The organism is Parafannyhessea umbonata, from assembly GCF_900111255.1.
Classification (GTDB): domain Bacteria; phylum Actinomycetota; class Coriobacteriia; order Coriobacteriales; family Atopobiaceae; genus Olsenella_J; species Olsenella_J umbonata_A.
Genome location: NZ_FOGP01000005.1, coordinates 36,699 through 57,537, shown reverse-complemented (window position 1 = coordinate 57,537; position 20,839 = coordinate 36,699). Strand labels below are relative to the sequence as shown.

General features: G+C 63.7%; 19 protein-coding genes. 1 reads left to right on the top strand and 18 read right to left on the bottom strand.

Features of this window, described 5'->3' with window-relative positions; all coding sequences use genetic code 11:
* Positions 1 to 11 precede the first annotated feature (11 nt).
* The 13 genes from BMY31_RS07115 to lepA form a co-directional block, all read right to left on the bottom strand.
* Positions 12 to 2,225 (bottom strand): polyribonucleotide nucleotidyltransferase, encoded by a 2,214-nt coding sequence (locus tag BMY31_RS07115; RefSeq protein WP_078687626.1) that lies wholly within the window; start codon positions 2,223 to 2,225, stop codon positions 12 to 14.
* Between the two features lie 90 nt (positions 2,226 to 2,315).
* Positions 2,316 to 2,594, bottom strand: a complete 279-nt coding sequence (rpsO, locus tag BMY31_RS07110) for a 30S ribosomal protein S15 (RefSeq protein WP_078687625.1) — start codon at positions 2,592 to 2,594, stop codon at positions 2,316 to 2,318.
* Between the two features lie 174 nt (positions 2,595 to 2,768).
* Positions 2,769 to 3,518: a DNA repair protein RecO gene (gene recO, locus BMY31_RS07105; RefSeq protein ID WP_091009369.1), complete on the bottom strand. Its 750-nt coding sequence runs from the start codon at positions 3,516 to 3,518 to the stop codon at positions 2,769 to 2,771.
* A gap of 5 nt (positions 3,519 to 3,523) precedes the next feature.
* Entirely contained in the window at positions 3,524 to 4,456 is a 933-nt protein-coding gene (era, locus tag BMY31_RS07100) for a GTPase Era (protein ID WP_091009367.1), read from the bottom strand.
* A 69-nt stretch (positions 4,457 to 4,525) separates the two neighbouring features.
* On the bottom strand, positions 4,526 to 4,915 hold the full coding sequence (locus BMY31_RS07095; RefSeq protein WP_078687622.1) for a diacylglycerol kinase family protein: 390 nt from the start codon (positions 4,913 to 4,915) through the stop codon (positions 4,526 to 4,528).
* Positions 4,915 to 5,421, bottom strand: coding sequence for an rRNA maturation RNase YbeY (gene ybeY, locus BMY31_RS07090; RefSeq protein ID WP_091009364.1), 507 nt, complete (start codon positions 5,419 to 5,421; stop codon positions 4,915 to 4,917). Before ybeY ends, BMY31_RS07095 begins: the two co-directional genes overlap by 1 nt.
* A gap of 47 nt (positions 5,422 to 5,468) precedes the next feature.
* Positions 5,469 to 6,446, bottom strand: coding sequence for a PhoH family protein (locus tag BMY31_RS07085; protein ID WP_078687620.1), 978 nt, complete (start codon positions 6,444 to 6,446; stop codon positions 5,469 to 5,471).
* A 51-nt stretch (positions 6,447 to 6,497) separates the two neighbouring features.
* Positions 6,498 to 7,781, bottom strand: a complete 1,284-nt coding sequence (locus BMY31_RS07080; RefSeq protein ID WP_091009361.1) for a MiaB/RimO family radical SAM methylthiotransferase — start codon at positions 7,779 to 7,781, stop codon at positions 6,498 to 6,500.
* The gene (dnaJ, locus tag BMY31_RS07075) at positions 7,778 to 8,929 is read right to left on the bottom strand and encodes a molecular chaperone DnaJ (protein ID WP_091009358.1); all 1,152 of its coding nucleotides are present in this window, start codon (positions 8,927 to 8,929) and stop codon (positions 7,778 to 7,780) included. The genes BMY31_RS07080 and dnaJ overlap by 4 nt, the downstream gene beginning before the upstream one ends.
* A 57-nt stretch (positions 8,930 to 8,986) precedes the next feature.
* Positions 8,987 to 10,096 carry a DnaJ domain-containing protein gene (locus BMY31_RS07070; RefSeq protein ID WP_307777424.1) on the bottom strand — a complete coding sequence of 370 codons (1,110 nt, stop codon included), beginning with the start codon at positions 10,094 to 10,096 and terminating at the stop codon, positions 8,987 to 8,989.
* A 136-nt stretch (positions 10,097 to 10,232) separates the two neighbouring features.
* Entirely contained in the window at positions 10,233 to 11,504 is a 1,272-nt protein-coding gene (locus BMY31_RS07065; RefSeq protein ID WP_234970764.1) for a coproporphyrinogen-III oxidase family protein, read from the bottom strand.
* 1 nt (position 11,505) lies between these two features.
* Entirely contained in the window at positions 11,506 to 12,615 is a 1,110-nt protein-coding gene (locus BMY31_RS07060) for a tRNA dihydrouridine synthase (protein ID WP_374057311.1), read from the bottom strand.
* Entirely contained in the window at positions 12,612 to 14,426 is a 1,815-nt protein-coding gene (gene lepA / locus BMY31_RS07055; RefSeq protein WP_078687615.1) for a translation elongation factor 4, read from the bottom strand. Before lepA ends, BMY31_RS07060 begins: the two co-directional genes overlap by 4 nt.
* A gap of 137 nt (positions 14,427 to 14,563) precedes the next feature.
* Between lepA and rpsT the strand changes: the two genes are divergently transcribed.
* Positions 14,564 to 14,827, top strand: a complete 264-nt coding sequence (gene rpsT, locus BMY31_RS07050; RefSeq protein WP_078687614.1) for a 30S ribosomal protein S20 — start codon at positions 14,564 to 14,566, stop codon at positions 14,825 to 14,827.
* 195 nt (positions 14,828 to 15,022) lie between these two features.
* Here the strand turns inward: rpsT and holA are convergent, their stop codons facing one another.
* From holA to BMY31_RS07025, 5 genes are all read right to left on the bottom strand, one after another.
* The gene (gene holA / locus BMY31_RS07045; RefSeq protein ID WP_090991481.1) at positions 15,023 to 15,994 is read right to left on the bottom strand and encodes a DNA polymerase III subunit delta; all 972 of its coding nucleotides are present in this window, start codon (positions 15,992 to 15,994) and stop codon (positions 15,023 to 15,025) included.
* 24 nt (positions 15,995 to 16,018) lie between these two features.
* Positions 16,019 to 18,400, bottom strand: coding sequence for a ComEC/Rec2 family competence protein (locus BMY31_RS07040; RefSeq protein WP_091009349.1), 2,382 nt, complete (start codon positions 18,398 to 18,400; stop codon positions 16,019 to 16,021).
* Positions 18,393 to 19,169 (bottom strand): ComEA family DNA-binding protein, encoded by a 777-nt coding sequence (locus BMY31_RS07035; protein ID WP_091009347.1) that lies wholly within the window; start codon positions 19,167 to 19,169, stop codon positions 18,393 to 18,395. Before BMY31_RS07035 ends, BMY31_RS07040 begins: the two co-directional genes overlap by 8 nt.
* 120 nt (positions 19,170 to 19,289) lie before the next feature.
* Positions 19,290 to 20,543: a tRNA uracil 4-sulfurtransferase ThiI gene (gene thiI / locus BMY31_RS07030; protein WP_091009343.1), complete on the bottom strand. Its 1,254-nt coding sequence runs from the start codon at positions 20,541 to 20,543 to the stop codon at positions 19,290 to 19,292.
* Positions 20,544 to 20,545: 2 nt separating this feature from the next.
* On the bottom strand, positions 20,546 to 20,839 hold the full coding sequence (locus BMY31_RS07025) for a DNA-directed RNA polymerase subunit omega (RefSeq protein ID WP_078687610.1): 294 nt from the start codon (positions 20,837 to 20,839) through the stop codon (positions 20,546 to 20,548).

Sequence of the window (20,839 nt, the reverse complement as noted above, 5' to 3'; positions counted from 1 at the left end):
GCGCCAGAGGACTAGCCCTCATGGTGACGACGCGGCTGACGACCGTTGCCGCCGTTGCCATGCTTGTCACCGGGACGACGGTGCCTGCGCTCGCCGCCCTTGCGCTCGCCCTCGGAGTCAGGGCCGCCAGAGACCTCCGGCTTGTCGATGCGATCGAGGCTAATCTTGCCCTTCTCGTCCACCTCGAGGACCTTGACCTTGACCTCGTCGCCAATGTTGAGGACATCCTCGACCTTGCCGACGCGACCCTGAGCGACGCGGGAGATGTGGAGCAGGCCGTCCTTGCCAGGAAGCAGCTCGACGAAGGCGCCAAACGGCTGGATATTGACGACACGGCCGGTGTACTCCTCGCCCACCTCGGGAACCTTGACGATAGCCTTGATGCGCTCGGCAGCCTCGTCGCCCGCGCCGTTGGTACCGGCGATAAAGACAGTGCCGTCCTCCTGGATGTCAATCGTGGCGCCCGTGTCGTCCTGGATGCCGCGGATGACCTTGCCGCCGGAGCCGATGACGTCGCGAATCTTGTCAGTCGGGATGGTGAGACTGATAATCTGCGGCGCGCTGTCCTTGGTGTTCTCGCGCGGAGCGGGGATCTGTTCGAGCATGGCGTCGAGGATGAACATACGCCCCTCGTGCGCCTGCTGTAGGGCCTGCTTGAGGATCTCGGGCGTGAGGCCGGTGGCCTTATTGTCCATCTGCATGGCGGTGATGCCCTTGGTGGTGCCCGTCACCTTGAAGTCCATGTCACCGAGGAAGTCCTCGAGGCCCTGGATGTCGGTCAGGACGACGGTCTTGCCCTCCTCCTGGATGAGGCCCATGGCGACGCCGGAGACAGGACGCTTCAGAGGAACGCCGGCGTCCATGAGGGCGAGCGTGGAGCCGCAGGTCGACGCCATCGACGAGGAGCCGTTGGACTCCATGACCTCGGAGACGACACGGATGGTGTAGGGGAACTCGTCCTCAGAGGGGATGACGGGGAGAAGCGCGCGCTCGGCCAGGTTGCCATGGCCGATCTCGCGGCGCTTGGGGCTGCCCATGCGGCCGGTCTCGCCGGTGCAGAACGGCGGGAAGTTGTAGTGGTGGATGTAGCGCTTTCCGTCGACGGGCTCGATGGTGTCAAGACGCTGCCACTCGTTGAGCATGCCAAGCGTGGCGACGGAGAGCACCTGGGTCTGGCCACGCTGGAAGAGGCCAGAGCCGTGAACCAGCGGCAGGTAGTCGGGCTTGACCATCAGGGGACGGACCTCCGTGGCCGTACGGCCGTCAACGCGCTCGCCGGTCTCGACGACCATCTTGCGCATCGCGTGCTTCTCGAGGCTCTTGAGCTCGACGGGAATCGCACGATCCCACTCAAGCTGCTCCTCCTCGGTGAACTCGGCCTTGATGGCCTCCTTCAGCTCCTCGACCTTGCCCATGCGGGACTGCTTGTCAGCGTCCTTGAGGGCGGCGGACATCTCGTCGAAGTGGGCGAAGATCCTCTCGTGAACCTCGGGAATGGGCTCGTCGAGGATGTACTCGCGCACCGGGAACGGGCCGTTGGCCTCGATGACCTTGTCAAAGAACCTCTTCTGCTCCTCGCAGAAGGCTGCGATGGCCTCCTGGCCGAAAGCCATGGCAGCAAGCATGTCCTCCTCGGAGATCTCGTCGGCGCCAGCCTCGAGCATTGAGATGAACGTGGCGGAGCCTCCGAGCTCGAGGTCGAGGTCAGAGGCGTCACGCTCCTCGTAGGTCGGATTGACGATGAACTCGCCGGTCTCGGCGTCACGGCCGATGCGGACGCAGGCGAGCGGACCCTCGAAGGGCACGCCACCGACGGTCAGGGCAGCGGAGGCTCCCATGATCGAGATGGTGTCGACGGGGTTGACCTGGTCAGCCACGAGCGGCATGGCCACGATCTGAACCTCGTTGCGGAAGCCGTCGGGGAACGACGGGCGAATGGGGCGATCTATCATGCGAGCGGTGAGGGTGGCCTTCTCGGAAGGACGCGCCTCGCGCTTGAGATAGCCACCGGGGATGCGACCGACGGAGTACATCTTCTCGATGAAGTCCACGGTCAGGGGGAAGAAGTCGTAGTTCTTGCGCTCCTTCGAGACGACGACCGTCACGTTGACGGTGGAGTCTCCGCAGGACACGAGGCACTCGCCCGTTGCCTGCTTCGCGAGCTCGCCGGTCTCAAACTTGTAGTGCTTGCCGTACAGGTCGAACTCGTGCGTAACCTTTGCCATTATCTTTTCCTCTTATCTCCGCCTGCCACATCGCAGACGGGCCGTCAATAGCAAGGGAGCGCCCTTCTGGCGCCCCCTCTAAACACCTTGTTACTGGATGTTGTCGCGAATGCCGAGGCTCTTGATGAGCGAACGGTAGTTCTCGATGTCCTGCTTCTTGATGTAGGACAGGAGGCGACGACGCTTGCCGACGAGCATCAGCAGGCCACGACGGGTGTGGTGGTCGTGGATGTGCACCTTGACGTGCTCGGTGAGCTCACGGATGCGCTCGGTCAGCAGGGCGACCTGAACCTCAGCGGAACCGGAGTCGTGCTCGTTCTTGCCGTACTGCTTGATGAGCTCAGCCTTACGCTCCTTGGAAATTGCCATGAAAACCCCTTTCACATAGATACGCCCCGGACTGGGTTGGCCGTCTGGCAATGGACGAGCCACCAAGAGCGGGGTAACGACCAGACGAGGATACCACTAACGCCGCGCACTGCAAAAGGCGAGGCGGGTGCGACGCTCTCGCCCGTCGAAAAACCCGCATCATGAACACAAACGCTACAGGCTCAGCATGAACTCCATGGACCTGAGGCGCGCGTCAAGGTGCGTGGCGGCCCAGGTGTGGGCGACACCCAGGAGCTTTGTCGACATACCCATGTCAATGCTCGCCAGAACGAGCTCGTCGAAGGTGGAACGGATGAACGCGTCAATCCACTTGAGCTCCGAAGGACCCATCTCGATCGCGTCTGGCACGTCCTTGGCGCAGCTCGAACACAGGGCCCCGCCAGACGTCGCCGAGAAGTACGACCGAGACTGGTCGCCGCACAAGACGCACGAGCCGAGCTGCGCGAACCAGCCTCCGTGAGCGAGGACCTTGAAGACGTAGGCCGCCACGGCGACGTCAAGCCCCTGCTGGTCCCGGGCCTCCTCGCACGCGCGCAGGACGCGCGAGCACAGGGGGTACAGGAACGGGTCGGGTGCGTCGTCGAAACTCGTGAGCGAGGCGACCTCGCACACGGCGGAGGCCGCGCTGACACGCGCAAGGTCCCCCCTGATGCCCGAATGACTCTCGACCAGGGAAGCCTCGGCAACGACCTCGAGGCCACGCCCGCGGGCAAGCAGAAAGTCCGTCTCGCTGAAGAGCTCACAGCGGGCCGCAAGGCGCCCGCCGGGCTTACGCGCTCCACGTGCAACGACACTGACGCGCTCTCCCGACTGGATGAGGAGCGTCAGTATGAGGTCCTGCTCGCCCAGCTTGGTCCTATCGAGTACGATCCCACGTGCCCGTCTCGTCCGCCTTGAAGCCATGGACGCTACTCGGCCTCGTAGCCAAGACGCCTGATCTCGTTCTGGTCGCGACGCCAGTCGGGACGCACGCGGACTTCGAGGTCGAGGAAGCACTTGCAGTCGAAGAGACGCTCGATGTCCCTGCGTGCCTCGGTGCCGATCTTCTTGATCATCTTGCCGCCACGGCCGATGACGATGCCCTTCTGTCCCTCACGCTCGACGATGACTGTCGCCGAGATGGAGGCATGGCCATCCTTGGCCCACTCGATGTCCTCGCAGATGACGCCAACGGAGTGCGGGACTTCCTGGCGCAGGTTATTGAGGATCTTCTCGCGCACGTACTCGGCGACAAGCTCCTCGTCGGTGGCGTCGCAGTCCATGTCGTCGGGGAACCACTTGGGACCCGCAGGCAGGTGTGACGCGACGAGGCCGACGAAGGAGTCGACGTTGAATCCCTCGCGAGCGCTGACGACGAGCGTCTCGTCAAAATGCGCCAGGGAGCTTGCCGCCTCGATCTGAGAGGAGACCTGGTCGGGCTTGGCGATGTCGGCCTTCGTGATAACGAGCAGCTTGAACGTGGCGCCAGAGCCCTCCACGTGCTTCGCCACCCACTCGTCTCCCCTGCCGACGGGCTTGGTCGCATCGATAAGAAACGCGACGACGTCGACGTCGGCGAGCTCGGCCAAGGCGACCTTGTTGAGCTCCTTGCCCAGGGCGTCCTTGGGCTTGTGCAGGCCCGGGGTGTCGACGATGACGAGCTGCGAGGAGTCGGTGTTAACGACCGCCCTCATGCGCCTGCGCGTGGTCTGGGCAACGGGACTCGTAATGGCAAGCTTGGCACCCATCACCGCGTTGAGCAGCGTCGACTTGCCGACACTGGGGCGCCCCACGAGCGCGACGAAGCCACTCCTGAACGTTCGGTCGACGTTTGCCTGCTGGTCGGTACTGCTCCCGCCCATGAATTCACCAACTCCAAAAACTCGATGCGATAGCTCAGAGCAGGATAGCATGCGTGGCATGACGCGACGCTAGGCCAGCCCCAAGAGCCTAAATAAGGCATATCCGTAGATGACGAGACCCGCACCGGCGACGAGGATGCAGAGCACCCACGAGGCCGCAGCGGCGATGTCCTTCGCGCGGCCCGCAAGGGGGTGGAACTCAGGCGAGACAAGGTCGACGACCGTCTCTATCGCGGTGTTGATGAGCTCCATAGAGAGGACGGAACCGCAGCACAGGAAGATGACTCCCCAACTGACGGGATCAAGCCTCAGCGCAAAGCCGGCGATGACCGCAACGAGGCCTCCCGCAAGCATGACCTTGATGTTTCTCTCAAGACTAAAGGCCGTGCGGAAGCCCTGAAGCGCAAAGAGGAAGCTTCTCCTAAAAGATGGGTGGTTCGACTTCCTGCCGGGAATCATCAGTCTTCACCGCCGCGATGCCGCGTGAAGGCCACGCGGCCGAGAGGCGCATCGGTCTTGAGCCCCACGAGCAGCTCGTCCTCGCGAGCTTCCATGACCTCCGCCTCGTCATCCTCGAGGTGGTCGTACCCCAGGAGGTGCAGCATGCCGTGGACCAACAAGAGCCTGCACTCGTCCTCGGGCGTGGTGCCGAAGCCCTCGGCCTGCCTGAAGATGAACGCCGGTGCCAAGACGATGTCGCCGAGCTCGCAGGGCTCGCCCGGGGCGAGATCGGGGTCGTCGGGCCTCTCGCACTCCAGCGACACGACGTCCGTCGGGCGGTCGACGTCACGCCACTCTCGATTGAGCTCGTGGATGCGCTCGTCGCTCACAATCGAGACGGAGACCATGCAGGGGCGCTCCACACCCTCCTCTTCAAGAACGAAGTCGCAGATACGGCAAATCTCGTCCTCGCAGAGAAGTGAATTTACGTCGTCCTCGATGTCAATATCGTACTCGTGCGCCATATCCCCTCCTCATGTCGCATCCTCGCACGGTGAATGCGACGGGTCAACTATTTAGCGTCTCTGCGCGCGGGGCCCGCGGACGCACGGTCGTCACGCTCGTACGCATCGACGATCTTGGCGACAAGAGAGTGCCTAACGATGTCATTGCGGCCAAGGTCGACGAAGCAGATGTCGTCCACACCCCCGAGGACGCGGCGAGCCGTCTCGAGGCCGTTGACCCCAAGCAGGTCGCGCTGGCTCGCGTCGCCAGTGACAACCATTTTCGAGTTGAACCCGAGCCTCGTGAGGAACATCTTCATCTGGTCGGGCGTCGTGTTCTGCGCCTCGTCGAGAATGACGAAGGCGTCGTTGAGCGTGCGGCCGCGCATGAAGGCCAGGGGCGCAATCTCGATGACACCCTGCTCGATGAGGGCGTTGCCCTTCTCGAGATCGGTCATGTCGAAGAGCGCGTCGTACAGGGGACGCACGTATGGGTCGAGCTTTTCCTCGAGCGTGCCCGGGAGGTACCCCAGCGACTCACCCGCCTCGACGACGGGCCTGGTCAGAACGATGCGCGAGACCTCCTTGCGCTTGAGGGCCGCCACGGCCATGGCCATTGCCAGGTACGTCTTTCCGGTTCCGGCGGGCCCCAGCCCGAAGGTGATCGTGTTGTCGCGAATGGACTCGATGTAGCGCTTCTGACCCGAGGTCTTCGGCCTGATGGCACGTCCGCGGTAGGTGAGCAGGATGTCGTCGGGGAAGTCGTCTGCGCTCGCCACCCCGCTCGAGACCTGACCGATCAAAAGGTCCAGGTCCGCCGTCGACGGGGACTCCCCCATCTCAATCAGCCGTATGAGCCCGCTGAAGACAGAGACCACGCGCTCCACCTCGTCAGACGGACCCGTCGCTGTGATCTGGTTGCCACGGACAGATATCGCCGCGTCAAACGCGGCCTCGATCCTGCGCAGCAGGAGGTCGGCAGGCCCCATGAGAACCGTGGGATCGACGGAATCGGGAATGGTGAGGCGAACGCGAGTAGGGTCCAAGGTATCTCCAGTCAGAATCGCAGCTGCAGGCCAGATAGCTCTGTACCTACATCATATCGCTACGGAGTCGTCTTGCCGCATCGTCGCGAAGAGCGTGCCGTCTGCGGCGGCCGACGAGACAGTCAGCCGTGCGAAGGTGTCGGGCTCGATGTCGCGGTCGACCACCACGTCGAACAGGCCGCCAGTTACGCCCGCACCCGCAGCCTGTACGAGAACGAGCTGCTCGGTGCCAACCAAGCGTCTGGCGGCCGCCAACCGCATCGTGCGAGCGAGGGCACGCATCCTCCTGCCGCGTTCCGCCTTGATGCGCGCGTCCACCTGCTCCATCTCCGCTGCGGGCGTGCCGGGGCGCTGCGAGTAACGGAAGACGTGCATCTTCGAGAAGTCCATCTCCCGGCAAAACGCGAGCGAATCCTCGAACTCCTCGTCCGTCTCGCCCGGGAAGCCCACAATCACGTCGGTACCGAGCGCGAGACCGGGGACCATCTCACGAGAGCGCCGCACGACGTCGCGGTAGAAGGCCGTGTCATACACGCGACCCATACGCGCCAGGGTGGCATCGCTGCCCGACTGGAGGCAAATGTGCAGAAAAGGCGCAATCCGCTCGGGATGGGAGGCCATGACACGCAACAGCTCATCGGTGACGTCGGGGGGCTCGATGGAGGTGACTCTCAGGCGCTCGACGTCCGTAGCGCCGAGAAGGTGCTCGAGAAGTGCCGGCAGACCGCGAACGGCGCCCTCGATTTCTCCGCGGAACCTTCCTATGTTGATGCCCGTCAGGACGACCTCGCGGGCACCGCGGCCCACGGCCTCCCGAACGGAGCTCACGATATCCTCGACGGGGACGGAGCGCGAGCGGCCCCTGGCCTTCCAGACGATGCAGTAGGTGCATCGGTTGTCGCAGCCGTCCTGAATCTTGATGCCGGGTCGGGTCCTTCCCGTAGGCGACGGCGCGTCCAAGACGGCCCCCTCGTCGCTGACGCCTCCCTCGGGAGCGCCGAGCTCGCGAAGGACCTCGCCAGAGACCTTGGCCTTGGAACGGACCACGCGCACGTTGGCGCCAATGGCCTCGAGCTCTCCACCAAACAGCGTCGCAACGCAGCCGGTCGCGATGACAATCGGCACCTGAGGAAGCGAGGCGGCGTGCCTGATGGCCTTTCGCGTCTTGGCCTCGGCCTCGCCGGTAACAGCACAGCTGTTGACCACGATAACGTCCGCATCCTGCTCTCCGACGAACTCGCAGCCGGCACGCTCGAGCTCGGAGGCGATAACGTCGATCTCGACGCGATTGACGCGGCATCCAAGGTTTGCGAAGGCGACCTTGCCGACACTCACTTCGCGGCACCCTTGGCCTTGCGGCCGTGCGCGTGAAAGCGCGGCTTGCGAGGGGCATCGCCGTCAGTGGAGCCGCCGCGTGCCTCGACGAGCGCGCCGATCGAGGCGAGCTGAGATGCGTCGAGGTCCTTTGGGGCGATGACCTCTACGACGGCATACAGGCTTCCGCGCGCGCTCGAGCCGAGACGCGGCATGCCCTTGCCCTCGACGCGAACCTGCTGACCGTACTCGCAGCCGGCGGGAACGTCGACGACGACCTCCTCGTCTGCGAGGATGCCCTCGACGCGAACGCGCTTGCCCACGATTGCCTCGAGGTAGTCGAGCTCGACCTTGCAGAAGAGGTCGTCTCCCTGGCGCTCGAAGAGCTCGTCCTGCTTGATCTCAATTCTGACGATCAGGTCGCCCGCCGCGTCGCCGCGAACGCCGGCCTCGCCCTTGCCCTTGACGGAGAGCGACTGACCGGAGTGCACACCGGCCGGGATGTCCACCTCGACCGTCTCGCGAGACGGCGTGCGCCCCTGGCCGTCGCAGGTCTCGCAAGGCTTGTCGATGACCTTTCCGGATCCGCCGCATTCGGGACAGACGCCGGTGGACTTCATCTGGCCAAAGATGGTGCGCTGGTACTCGGTCACGCGGCCCGTTCCGTTGCAGCGGGTGCAGGTGGTCTCGTGCCCGCCCTCGGCAATGCCGGTGCCGTTGCAGTCGTCGCAGGGCGCCAGGCGCTCATACGAGACGGTCTTCTTGCATCCGGCCGCCGCCTCAGCAAGCGTTAGCTGCAGCGTGATGCCCATGTCGCGACCACGCGTGCGTGCCGGGCGCGAGCCGCCGCGAGAGCCTCCGAAGAAGGAGTCGAAGATGTCGTCGATGCCGAAGCCGCCGCCGAAGATGTCGGACATGTCGACGTAGTCGGAGCCGAAGCCGCCGGGACCCTCGGCGGTGCCGTAGCGATCGTAGTTGGCGCGCTTGCGCTCGTCCGAAAGGACCGAGTAGGCCTCGTTCACCTCTTTGAACTTCTCCTCGGCGCCCGGCTCCTTGTTAACGTCAGGATGGAGTTTCCTGGCAAGCTTAAGAAAAGCACGCTTGATGGTTTTCGCATCGGCGTCCTTGTCGACGCCCAATACCTCGTAGTAGTCACGACCTGAAGACATCTAACCAATCTCCCACACAGCAACGAACAAATCGAACAATTATCGGAATCGGGACCCCTAGAGCCCGACGAAGCCGGACCGGTAGAGAGCGCGCCTGCCCATGGAGCTCCCGCATGAGAACATCGAAACCATGACCAGCGCGAGAAGCGCCCCGTTGGCGGCGCCGCCCAGGAACGTGGTGAGCGCATTTCTCCACCAGCGGGCATTGCGACCGACGGGGCCACCCCGGACGACCATGAAAGCGCCGAGCAGCAGCAGAGCTACAACGTAGAGCAACATGGAGGGAATCACTCCCGCGATGGCGCCGAACACGATGAACGGGGCGTCGAAGCCGAGCACCTGGAACCCGAAGGCCTGGCGCGGGGACAGCTGCTCGGAGGGAACGCCCAACCTGCAGACGAAGTCTCCAGAGCTCGAGCCGTTCGTGCCCGCGTTGCCCATGCCCTTGACCCTGACAACGTCACCGTCATGGGAGCCCGCGGGAATCTCGACGACCACCTCGCTGGCAGAAAGGACGCGGCCGGAGCCGCCGCAGTTCTCGCAGGGATCGGCAACGACCTTTCCCGAGCCCTCGCACTCGGGGCACTCGACGTCGAGGGCGCCGAAGCCGAAGACGCCGGTCAGGTCGACCTGGATCCTGCCACGCCCGCCGCAGGTGGGACAGGTCTCGGCATGCGCCGATTCGACCGAGCCCTTGCCAGAGCACACGTCGCAGACGACGAAGCGTTGGAAAGTCACGCCGCGGCTGCCGCCCTTGCGAGCGGTCTCGTCGTCGAGAGTGAGGTTGAACGTGATGTCGGCACCAGCCCGAGGGTTATAGGAGCGCGCTCGCGTGGCGCTGCGCCTTCCATAGCCAGCGGCACCGAAGGGGAAACCCCAGCCAAAGGGAGATCCGCCAGTGAACGGGTCGCCCTGCGCCTCGCCCGCGGGCGCGCCATAGCCGCCGAAGGGAGAGCCGGAGCGCATTGCGTCGTAACGGCGACGCTTGCTCTCGTCGGAAAGGACCGCGTAGGCCTCGGAGACCTCCTTGAAGCGCTCCTCGGCGTCCGGCTCCTTGTTCACGTCGGGATGGAGCTTGCGCGCCTTCTGCTGGAAGGCCTTGCGCACCTGGTCACTCGTAGCGTCCTTCTCGACGCCAAGGATGGCGTAGTAGTCCTTTTCGTTCATGGAGGGCATCGGCTATACCAATCGACAGGATCTTCCAAACAGTCCAGAGAATTCTATCCCTAGCGCCCACCCGTTATACACGGACCCGCGCTAGCTGCACGAATCTTCAAAAAGAAGCGTTTGCGCGGATCTTGCGCTAAGCCGAGAAGGACGTCACTTCGCCGCTCGAGAGCGACCACAAAGAGCCGTAGAGCTCGTTGCCCAAAAGCCATCCGCTCTCGGTCGGGCGCAAGCGCCCGTCCTCGAGCACGGCGAGGCCGGACCCCAGCACCGACTCAAGCGTATCGTCGAGCCGTGAGGGGCCGAATACGTCGCGTGCGTGGCCCAGAAGCGCAGGCGACACGCCGTCGACGAGGCGCGCGCCAAGCATGAGGTCCTCGGCCGCGGCTTGTTCCTCGCTCAGGAACTCGCCGTCGAACAGGAGCGCCTCAGTCCTCGGGTCGCCCGCGATCTGCCGGGCGTCTGACCTCACGGTTAGGCGTATGCGCACGACGCCGCCTGGAGCATCGGGGAGCTGCGGGCACGCCAGCCTAAGGCGCTCGTAGCCACGACGCGTGAGCATGCCAGCCGCGGCGGTGCCGACGCCGAGGTACGGAACGCCGGTCCAGTAGGCGATGTTGTGCGCGCATCGACACCCGGGCCGCGCGTAGCTGGCGACCTCGTAGCGGGCGAAACCGCAAGAGGCAAGAATCTCGCGAGCGATCTTCATGCGGCGGGCCTGGACGTCCTCGTCGTTCCAGGGCTGGGCGTCGTCTCCAAAGCGCCTTCCAAACGCCGTACCCTCCTCGATGGCGAGCGGATAGACGCTCACGTGATCGGCTCCGGCCGCGATGACGTCGGAGACCGAGCGGTCCCACGACTCGTCCGTCTGCTCAGGAGTAGCGCACATGAGGTCGCACGAGACGGTAAGTCCGGCATCGCGGGCGCGCGAGACGGCAGCAAGCGCCTCGGCGGCATCGTGAGCGCGCCCGAGGGCACGAAGCTCGACGTCGCAGGTCGACTGCACGCCAAGCGAGATGCGCGAGGCGCCGGCCCGCGCGAGCGAGCGCGCGAGCGCCCCGTCGAGCGACTCTGGGTTGGCCTCGCAGCTCAGCTCGGACGGCGAGCAGAGGCGCCGGATGGTCTCGACAAGAGGCGGCAGCGCCGGGCCGAGCCTCGACGGCGTTCCTCCGCCAACGTAGGCGGTGTCGGAGCGATCGAGCAGGCCGACGTCGGCGAACGCCTCGAGCTGCGCCTCGATTGCCCGTGCGTACTCGGCAAGCAGCGGGTCGTCCGCGCTCGTGGCCCGAGAGGAGAAGTCACAGTAGGCACACTTGCTCTTGCAAAAGGGAACGTGGACGTAGAGCGCGCCCACAGAGCGGTCGAGCGAATGGTCCGACCAAAGCGCGACCTCTCCCGCGGCAGGCACGCTAGCCCTCCAGCGCGCGAATGCGCAGATCGCGCGCGAGCTTCAGAAAATCCTCGAGCAAGACGCAGGACATAGCGTTGTTTCTCCAGGCGGCAGCATGCGGCATGCCCTTGAAGTACCAGCCGGCAAGGCTGCGGGCGCGAGCCAGGTGGGCACCGGTGGCAGCAAGCAGTCTGACGTGGCACTCGAATGCCGAGATACGCTCCAGGGCCGAGGGCTCCTTGGGGGGCTTCCCAGCGTCAACGAGACGAGCGGACCCGAAGATCCAGGGGTTTCCGTAGGTTCCGCGCGCGACCATGACCGCACTCGCACCGGTCTCCGCGCGCATGCGAGACGCGCTCTCGGCGCTGAGCACGTCACCAGAGCCGATGACCGGTATCGAGACCGCGTCGACCACGTGCCTGACGACGGACCAGTCGGCCTCGCCGCGATAGAGCTGGCTCGCGCACCTGCCATGAACCGCGACGGCAGAGGCGCCCGCCTGCTCGAGAGCGCGCGCGAAGTCGGGCGCCTGCTCGGGGCCGGGGCGTCGGCTACGTCTGATCTTGCAGGTAACGGGGACGCTCGCCTCTCGCACGCAGGCACGCACGATATCGGCCGCGAGCTCCGGCTCGTCCAGGAGAGCCGAGCCCTCGCCCTTCTTGGTGACCTTCGGAACCGGGCAGGCCATGTTGATGTCGATGAGCGCAAGACGGTCGCCGAGGCGCTCAGACACCTGAGCCGCAGCCTCCCTGAACTGGTCGGGCTTCGACCCGAACAGCTGGACGGCGAGGTCGGGCTCGGGATCGCGCGGGATAACGAGGTCCCAGGTCTTCTCGCCTTCGTAGTGGATGCCAGCGACCGACACCATCTCGGAGTATGCCAGACCGGCCCCGCCGGCGCGCGCCATCATACGATAGGCCGCGTCAGATACGCCGGCCATGGGCGCCATGAGGTAGCGGGCGCGCTCGAGACGCTCGCGAAGGGTGCCCGCACGGGGGAAGCGCTCGAGCGCGTCGGAGAGTCCGGCACCTCTCGCCAAAGCGGCGAGCACCTCGGACGCGGCGGGGGCGTCGCAAAGCGACCCGGGGGCTTTGCGACGAGAATCCTCGAAGTTCAGACCATGCATCACTTGTCGTCATCCACCTTGAGGACGGCGAGGAACGCCTCCTGTGGGACCTCGACGGAGCCGATGGACTTCATGCGCTTCTTGCCCTCCTTCTGCTTCTCGAGAAGCTTGCGCTTACGCGAGATGTCGCCGCCGTAGCACTTGGCGAGGACGTCCTTGCGATGAGCCTTGACAGTCGAGCGACTGATGATCTTGTTGCCGATGGCTCCCTGGATGGGAACCTCGAACTGCTGGCGCGGGATGATCTCCTTGAGCTTGTCGCACAGGCGGCGGGCGAGCTCGTAGGCCTTGTCCTTGTGAACGATGAACGAGAGCGCGTCAACCTCGTCACCCGAGAGCAGGATGTCAAGCTTGACGAGGTCGGAGCTGCGGTAGTCGGACAGCTCGTAGTCGAGGGAGGCGTAGCCCTTGGTGCGGCTCTTCAGCTGGTCGAAGAAGTCCAAAATGAGCTCGGCCAAAGGCATGTCGAAGTGCATCTCGACCGACTTCTCGGAGAGGTAGACCATGTCCTGCGTGATGCCACGGTGGTCGATGGCAAGCTGCATGACGGCGCCCATGAACTCGGGCGGAACGATGACCTTTGCCTTGAGGTAGGGCTCCTCGATATGGTCGATCCTCGTCACCTCGGGCATGTCCTGAGGGCTCGTGATCTCGATCATGGAGCCGTCTGTCTTGAACACGTGGTAGTTGACGGAGGGACTCGTCGCAATCAGGTCGAGGTTGAACTCGCGCTCCAGGCGCTCCTTCACGACCTCCATGTGGAGAAGACCGAGGAATCCCACGCGGAAGCCAAAGCCCAGTGCGACGGAGGTCTCGGGGTCCCAGGTGAGCGACGGGTCGTTGACCTTGAGCTTCTCGAGCGCGTCGCGAAGGTTCTCGTACTGCTTGTTGTCAATCGGGAAAAGGCCCGTGAAGACCATGGGCTTCGCCTCGTGGTAGCCGGGACAGGGCTCGGCACAGGGATCGTCTACAAGCGTGATGGTGTCGCCGGTCTTGACGAGGGCGGGATCCTTCAATCCAGTGACGACGTAGCCGACCTCGCCCACCCCGAGCTCGTCGAGGGGCGTTTCGAGTGGGCGCTTGACGCCGACGCCGTCGCACAGGAAGGTGTCGCCGAGTGCCATCATGCGCATGCTCTTGCCGGCGCGCATGACGCCGTCGAACACGCGCACCGTCGCCACCACGCCGCGGTACTCGTCGAAATACGAGTCCAGAATGAGGGCCTTGAGCGGGGCGTTCGCGTCGCCCTTCGGCGGCGAGACCAGATACACGATCGACTCGAGGAGGTCGTGGATGCCCTCGCCGGTCTTGCCCGACACAAGGACGGCGTCGTCGGCCGGGATGGCAAGGTCCTCCTCGATCTCAGCCTTGACCTCGTCAGGGTGAGCCGACGGAAGGTCAATCTTGTTGATAGCGGGGACGATGTCGAGATTCGCATTCATCGCGAGGCTCGCGTTCGAGACCGTCTGGGCCTCGACACCCTGCGTGGCATCGACGACCAGAACCGCGCCCTCGCAGGCCGCAAGCGAGCGGGAGACCTCGTAGGTGAAGTCGACGTGGCCAGGAGTGTCAATCAGGTTGAACTGGTAGTCCTCCCCGTTGTCTGCGGTGTAGACCACGCGAACGGCATTGCTCTTGATGGTAATGCCACGCTCGCGCTCGATCTCCATGGAGTCGAGCATCTGGCTCGCTAGGTCTCGCCGCTCTACCGTGTGGGTGAGCTCGAGGATCCTGTCAGAGATGGTCGACTTGCCGTGGTCGATGTGCGCAACGATCGAGAAATTGCGAATATGTGAAGTATCATTGTTAGCCATGCGGAAGATAATAGCGTAAATCGCACGTTACGTGCTATACTCCCGAAGTCGACCTCGCCGTGTCAGGTGTCGGATTCCCCACGTCCTACACCTCGTAAATAAGAGGCCTCAAGGATAAGAACCGAAAGGAACCACACGTGGCTAACATCAAGTCTCAGAAGAAGCGCATTCTCACCGCAGAGAAGGCTCGCATCCGCAACAGGGCAGTCCGCTCCGAGCTCAAGACCGCCGTCAAGAAGGTTCGTCTTGCCGTCGAGGCCAAGGACGTCGAGGAGGCCCAGAAGGCTGCCAACGTCGCCGGTCGTCTGATGGACAAGGCCGCCTCCAAGGGCATCATCCACAAGAATCAGGCTGCCGAGCGCAAGTCTGGCATGCAGAAGCTCGTCAACACCCTCAAGTAAGACGCTTCTTCACCTCATAAAGGCTCATGGGGCGCATCCATTGGATGCGCCCTTTTTATGTCAAAAAAACAGCACAGCAGAGAAATGCATGCACCGCGACACGAGCGATCACTCGAAACGACACAATTGCGCCATGTTTTGGAAGCGTCACTCGAGAGAAACGGCGTGGGAAAGACCGTATGAGAGGAACGGAGCCTAAACCCCACAGAGCTCGAGCATGAGCGTGACGAAGGTGGTCTCGGCATCCGCTCCGCTCTTGAGGTCAGCCTCGCAGCGCGCAAGGGAGGAAAGCGCGGACTCAAGCTCGCCGGGAGCGAAGCGCCGGGCCCAGCCGACGTAGTTCTTGACCTGCCATTGCTGCTTCTTCAGCTCGCCGGGGAGCATCCCGCCCTCGCCACGAGCGTCGAGCGACTTGGCGCAGATGAGCTCGCGAATCCTTCCACTCAGGAAGGTGACGAGCGCGATCTGGGAGGGCTTCCTCATCATGCGATAGAGTCTCAGGGCCTTCTGCGCATCACGCGCCGAGACGGCATCAAGAAGGTCCCAGGGCTTGACGTCGGCAATGCGCGCCACGTTCTTCTCGACCTCTGGCACACCTATGCAGGCACCGTCACCAAAAAGCGCAGCAAGTGACTTGAGCTGGGCATCGAGCATGACGGTCGACTCGCCGACGCGCGATATGAGCTCCGTCGCGGCGGCCTCGTCCATCTGGAGGCCGTGCGCGCGAGCGAGCTTGCAGACCTGGCCGGAGAGTTCCCAGCGCTTCTTCGGCGGGAAGCAATCGATGACGGACTTGTCGCCGCACGCCTTGACCGCCTTGTAGAGCCTGGTCGTCTTGGCGAGAGTCTTTGCGACGAGGAGAAGTACGCAGCCCTCGTTCGGGTCCTTGAGGTAGGAGATGATGGCCTCGGAGGTCGGCTTGGGAAGCTTCTCGGCGTCGTGCACAACCACGAGCCTAAAGCCGGTGCCGACGGGGATGGTGTTGAGCGAGGAGGTCAGGGTGCCGGGCAGCAGGTCGGCAGATGCTTTCAGCTCGTCGAGGTTGAAGGTGGCGAGACCCTCGTCCAGGCGGGACTTGAGCCTGCAGACCGTCTTCTCGACTTTGAGCTCGTCGCTTCCGACCACCAGGTAGGCGGGAAGCAGAGCCGCATTTGAAATTCTTGCCAAGACATCCCCTTTCGTCCTTGAATACTATGCCACATCGGGCAGGGGCTCCGGCACCCTTTCGCATGAAACCTCAAGCCCTCCCGACCCGGGAGCCACCACGACGCGACCGACGTCCTTCGTGCAGAAGAAGCGAGAGCCAACGTCCTCCAGCATGTCGACGGCCTCCTCGGACGGGTGTCCGTAGGAGTTGCCCTCACCCGCACTTGCGACACTCAAAAGCGGTGACAACGCCTTTGTCTCGGAGGGCGTGAGGCAAACTCGCGAACCATGGTGCCCAACCTTGAGGAAGTCAATCCGACCGACACGACCCGAGTCGACGACCTCACCGGTCTCGTCACGCTCGGCATCTCCCGTAAGGAGTCCCGTCATCGAGCGACCACCCTCGTCGTAAGAAAGCACAAGCTCAAGCGAGTGCGCATTCTGCGTGCCATCGACGTCAGACTCGGGCCATACGACGCGAAGGTGGAATCCTCCGCAGTCAAGGGCATCGCCAAGACCCAACTCGCCGACACCTTCGGGAGCCGTGCGGGCCAAAGCGCCCGACTCGATCCGGGCAAAGCCGGAGGAGACCCCGCGCGCCACGAGGACCCGGTCGCATCCGATTCCCCTCGAAAGCGAGTCGAAACCACCATAGTGGTCGCCATGAAGGTGGGTGACGACCACGGCGTCAAGATGAAGGACGTGAAGGCTCTGGAGCTCCTGGACGACGCTGTCGTCGGGACCGACGTCGACCAGGATCGCGGAGGAACCGTCCTGCACCAGGATAGCGTCACCCTGTCCGACGTCCAGTACGCAGACCCGCGCTGGAGCGAAGAAGCGCCATCTGAACAGCAGACAAGCACTTCCAACGAAAACCGCGAGCATCACATGCCGGACAAGCCTCGCGTTAACGCGAGGCCACCAAATGAGCAGGGCGAGGGAGAGACCAAAGAAGACGGCAAATGCCACGCCCTCAGAGGCCGAAACGGAGACAGACGAGAAGGGACAGGCGGATACTGCGCGAAGCACGGCAACCACCGCATCCCCTATCACCGAGGCGGTCCTGACGAGGACAAAGGAGGCCCAGGGTGCGGGGCGGAGAAGGCAGGACGCGACGCCGAGGGCCACGACGATTGCGACAAAAGGCGACACCAGCAGGTTGGTGAACGGTGCCACGAGCGATATCTCGGAGAAGTTCGAGACAATAATGGGAGCCGTCGCAACCTGGGCAACGAGGGTGACGGCAAGGGCGCGTCTGGCTCCCGAGAGCGTTTCGAGGGCCCTTCTCCCCCATCTTCTGCGAGAGGCCCAGCGAGAAGCCGCCTCGGACGAGAAGAGCACCTCGATGACGTAGGCGGCATACGGCGCGAACAGGCAAAGCGAGGCCACCGCGACGACAGACAGCAAAAACCCAACCTCACACGAGAGACAAGGTTCGACGAGGCACAGCGGAATGGCGACCGCGCAGACGGCCGAAAGCGACTGCCCCCTCCTTCCGGCGAGCGCCGCACCCGAAGCCACGACGGACATGAGGCCCGCGCGGACGGCGGACGGCGGCGCTCCACAAAAGAGGACGAAGGAACCGATCGACAGCAACAGAACGACAGCGGAGACAAGGCGCCGAGCGCCAATACGCGACATGACCATAGCCACAAGCTCGGCCACAATCGCGATGTGAGTCCCCGACACGGCAATGAGGTGGGACACCCCACAGGTCGAGAAGAGCCTATCTACCTCACGTTCCTTAAGGGCTCCTCGATAGCCGCACAAACAGCCCGCAAGGACGGTCGACCCATCGGAACCTTGCGAGACGATATCCGAAATTACGTCCTCGCGAAACGCACGCAAAGGTGCGAGCGCGCCGTCGTCGGAACCGCGCGAGACGACGCGAACCGCGCTGACGGAGCCCATAATTCCCCGGCCGCGATTGCTCCTCCCCCACTCGTCATCCGAATTGGATCGAAAGCGACCGACGCAGCGTACGACGTCGCCCGCGCGAAGCTCATCTTTGGAAGACAGCCACACATCTGCGACGGCCTCGCCGTCCACGCAAGCGACGGCACGCGAACGATATCCGCCCGTCGATGCGGCGGAATCCGAAGAAACGCGGTACGTACATGCAGACGGAGGCGTGCGGGCCAGAACGCAAGCAGCACGTTCGAGCGAGGACGAACGCGCCGAGGAGGCGAATAGGGCAATCGTCGCCGAAGCGGCGACAAACACGGTAAGCGCCACGACCTCGGACCCGACCCTTCGAACGAGGACGCACGAAAGCGCGAGGAGAAGTAGGAAAAGAGGTGCCGTTGCAAGGGGAGGCGGCACCATCCCGCCGAGAAGGACGAGCCTCTCCACCGCCATGACGACGATGAGCGAGTAGAGGGAGACGGGAATGCCGGGGCGGTCGGGAAACCTCGCTTCCCTAGACACAGATGCTCCCCTCAAGCTTGGCGTATTTCTTCTCGCCTATGCCAGAGACGCGCATCAGGTCTTCCTTGCTGGCGAACGGCCCGTTATTTGTCCGGTCCTCCACGATCGCCTTGGCAGTGGACTCTCCTACGCCACTGAGCGTCTTAAGCTCGTCGACACTGGCCGTGTTGATGTTAACGAGCGACGCGCCGCCCTTAGACGAGCCAGAACCGATAGGGGGGACGGAGGGATCGATGGAACCGACATCTGCCTGCGAGGGTTGGGGAGCCGCCTCGCCTTGAGCGGGGACATGGATCTTCTCCCCGTCCGAGACCTTCTGCGCAAGGTTGAGCATGGAAAGGTCTGCACCCTCGGTGGGTCCACCGGCAGCGCGGACCGCGTCGTTGGCACGCGAGCCGGCGGCGAGCTCGTAGACTCCGGGCGAGGCGACGGCGCCGTCGACGTGCACGAAGAACGTCTCCGTGGAGTCGGACGCCTTCGAGGAGCCTTCTGAGTCGGAGGGTTCCCCCCGATCTACAGGCTCCGACTCGTGCGCACCCTGGCGAGCGTCAGCCTCCGCCGCGACCCCAGGTCCCGATGAGCGCGTGAGCCTATACTCACCCTGCCGAAGCAGGACGAACGTGATGCCCACGACCGCAAACAGGAAGCAGCACGCAAGAACGATGACGGCACTCCGCCGCCGCCCAGACAGGGCAATCCTTTTGGAGACCGAGTCGGAAAAGAGGGAAACCGACGAACTCGCCCGACCCTTGCTTCTGCGCTGCGCCATAAAAACCACCCCCAGGACAATCATCGTCCCAGGGGTGGCATGCTTTGGCGAAACAGAAAGGTATGGTCGCTCCTAAGTCACTTCAAGCTCTCGCCTAGCTGACGGGGCACGACGCACACCCTACTTGACGTCATCACGTTCGAAGGCGGCAGGAGCGAGCTCGCGGTGGCGTGCACGGTACCCACGAGGGGGCTTGTAGCTCGGGCACTGGTCAAAGTCGACGTACTCGATGCTGTTAACCAGGTCGTCGATCATGGCATCATGGTCGAAGGAGTCCCAGGCCTCGTGTACCTGGTCGGGCTTCGCGTGGGTCTCGGGGCGACGCGGCATGAAAAGGGTGCAGCAGTCGGCGGCGTCCTGGGAGCTAATGTCGTACGTGCCAATCTCCTCGGCACGGCTCATGATCTCAAGCTTGTCCGACCCGATGAGGGGGCGGAGCACGGGAAGCGAGACCATCTCATTGACGACCGAGATGTTATCGAGCGTCTGAGAGGCGACCTGCCCCAGGGACTCACCGGTGACGAGGGCCTTGGCACCCTCGATCTGCGCAATCCTCTCGGCCACGGCGAACATGATCCTACGGTAGGTGATGATGCGCAGGCTCTGCGGAACGGCAAGTGAGATCTCGCGCTGTTTCTCGCCAAACGGAACGACGTACATACGCCCAATCATGCCGGAGGGAGCAAGCGCGTTGACGATGTCCTGACAGAGGTACTCGCTGGTGTCGGCGGTCATGGGGCGACCCGAGAAGTGCACGGGAACACAGGTAGCACCACGACGTCCGACCATCCACGTAGCGACCGGAGAGTCGAAGCCGCTCGAGAGGAGCGTGACGACCTTACCTGCGGTGCCGACGGGAAGACCGCCGACGCCACGACCGGTGTCGGCGTACACGTAGACGCTCGCGTTGACGACCATGACGATGACCGTCACGTCGGGGCCGTGCATGGCAACCTTCTTGTCGGGGAACTCCTGGCAGAGTACGCCGCCCACGAGTCGGTTGATGTCAAGCGTGTGAAGCTCGTAGTCGGTCGACGACCTACGCGCATGAACCTTGAAGGTTGTGAACTCCCCCGCCTCGCCAAGGGCCTTGACGGCAGCGGCACAGTACTCATCCTGCTCAAGACCGCAGAGGTATGCAAGAGAGACGCGCGCCACTCCGGGAACGCGGGAGATGGCATGAGCAAGCTCCTGAGAGGCGAAGCCATCCTCCACCGTCACGAGCAGATGACCCGAGATCCTCTTGATCCCCTTGACGGGAAAGCTACGAAGCGCACAGCGAAGGTTCCTCACGAGCTGGTTCTCAAAGGTGGAACGGTTCTTGCCCTTGAGGCCGATCTCGTGGTAGTGGACCAGACAGACTCTGTTAGTCATGCCTAGAGGTTGCGCTCGACGCGAGTGTTGTTGCCCTTGATCTCCTCGTCAAACTTCTCCTTGACGAAGCCGAGGGTGCCGTCCTCGATCTCAGTCATGGCGATGGTGACGGGGTCCTCTCCCGAAACGACGGGAGTGATGTCGTCAAAGTCTTGGATGGCGGTGACGCGGAGGTGCTGGCCACGTACCATGTTATTGATGTCGCACGCACGCTTGGAAGCGACGGTGCAGAGCAGGAACGGGTTCTGCTCGGTCATCGATAGGAGATCATCGATCTCGGGCTTAGTAACTGCCAT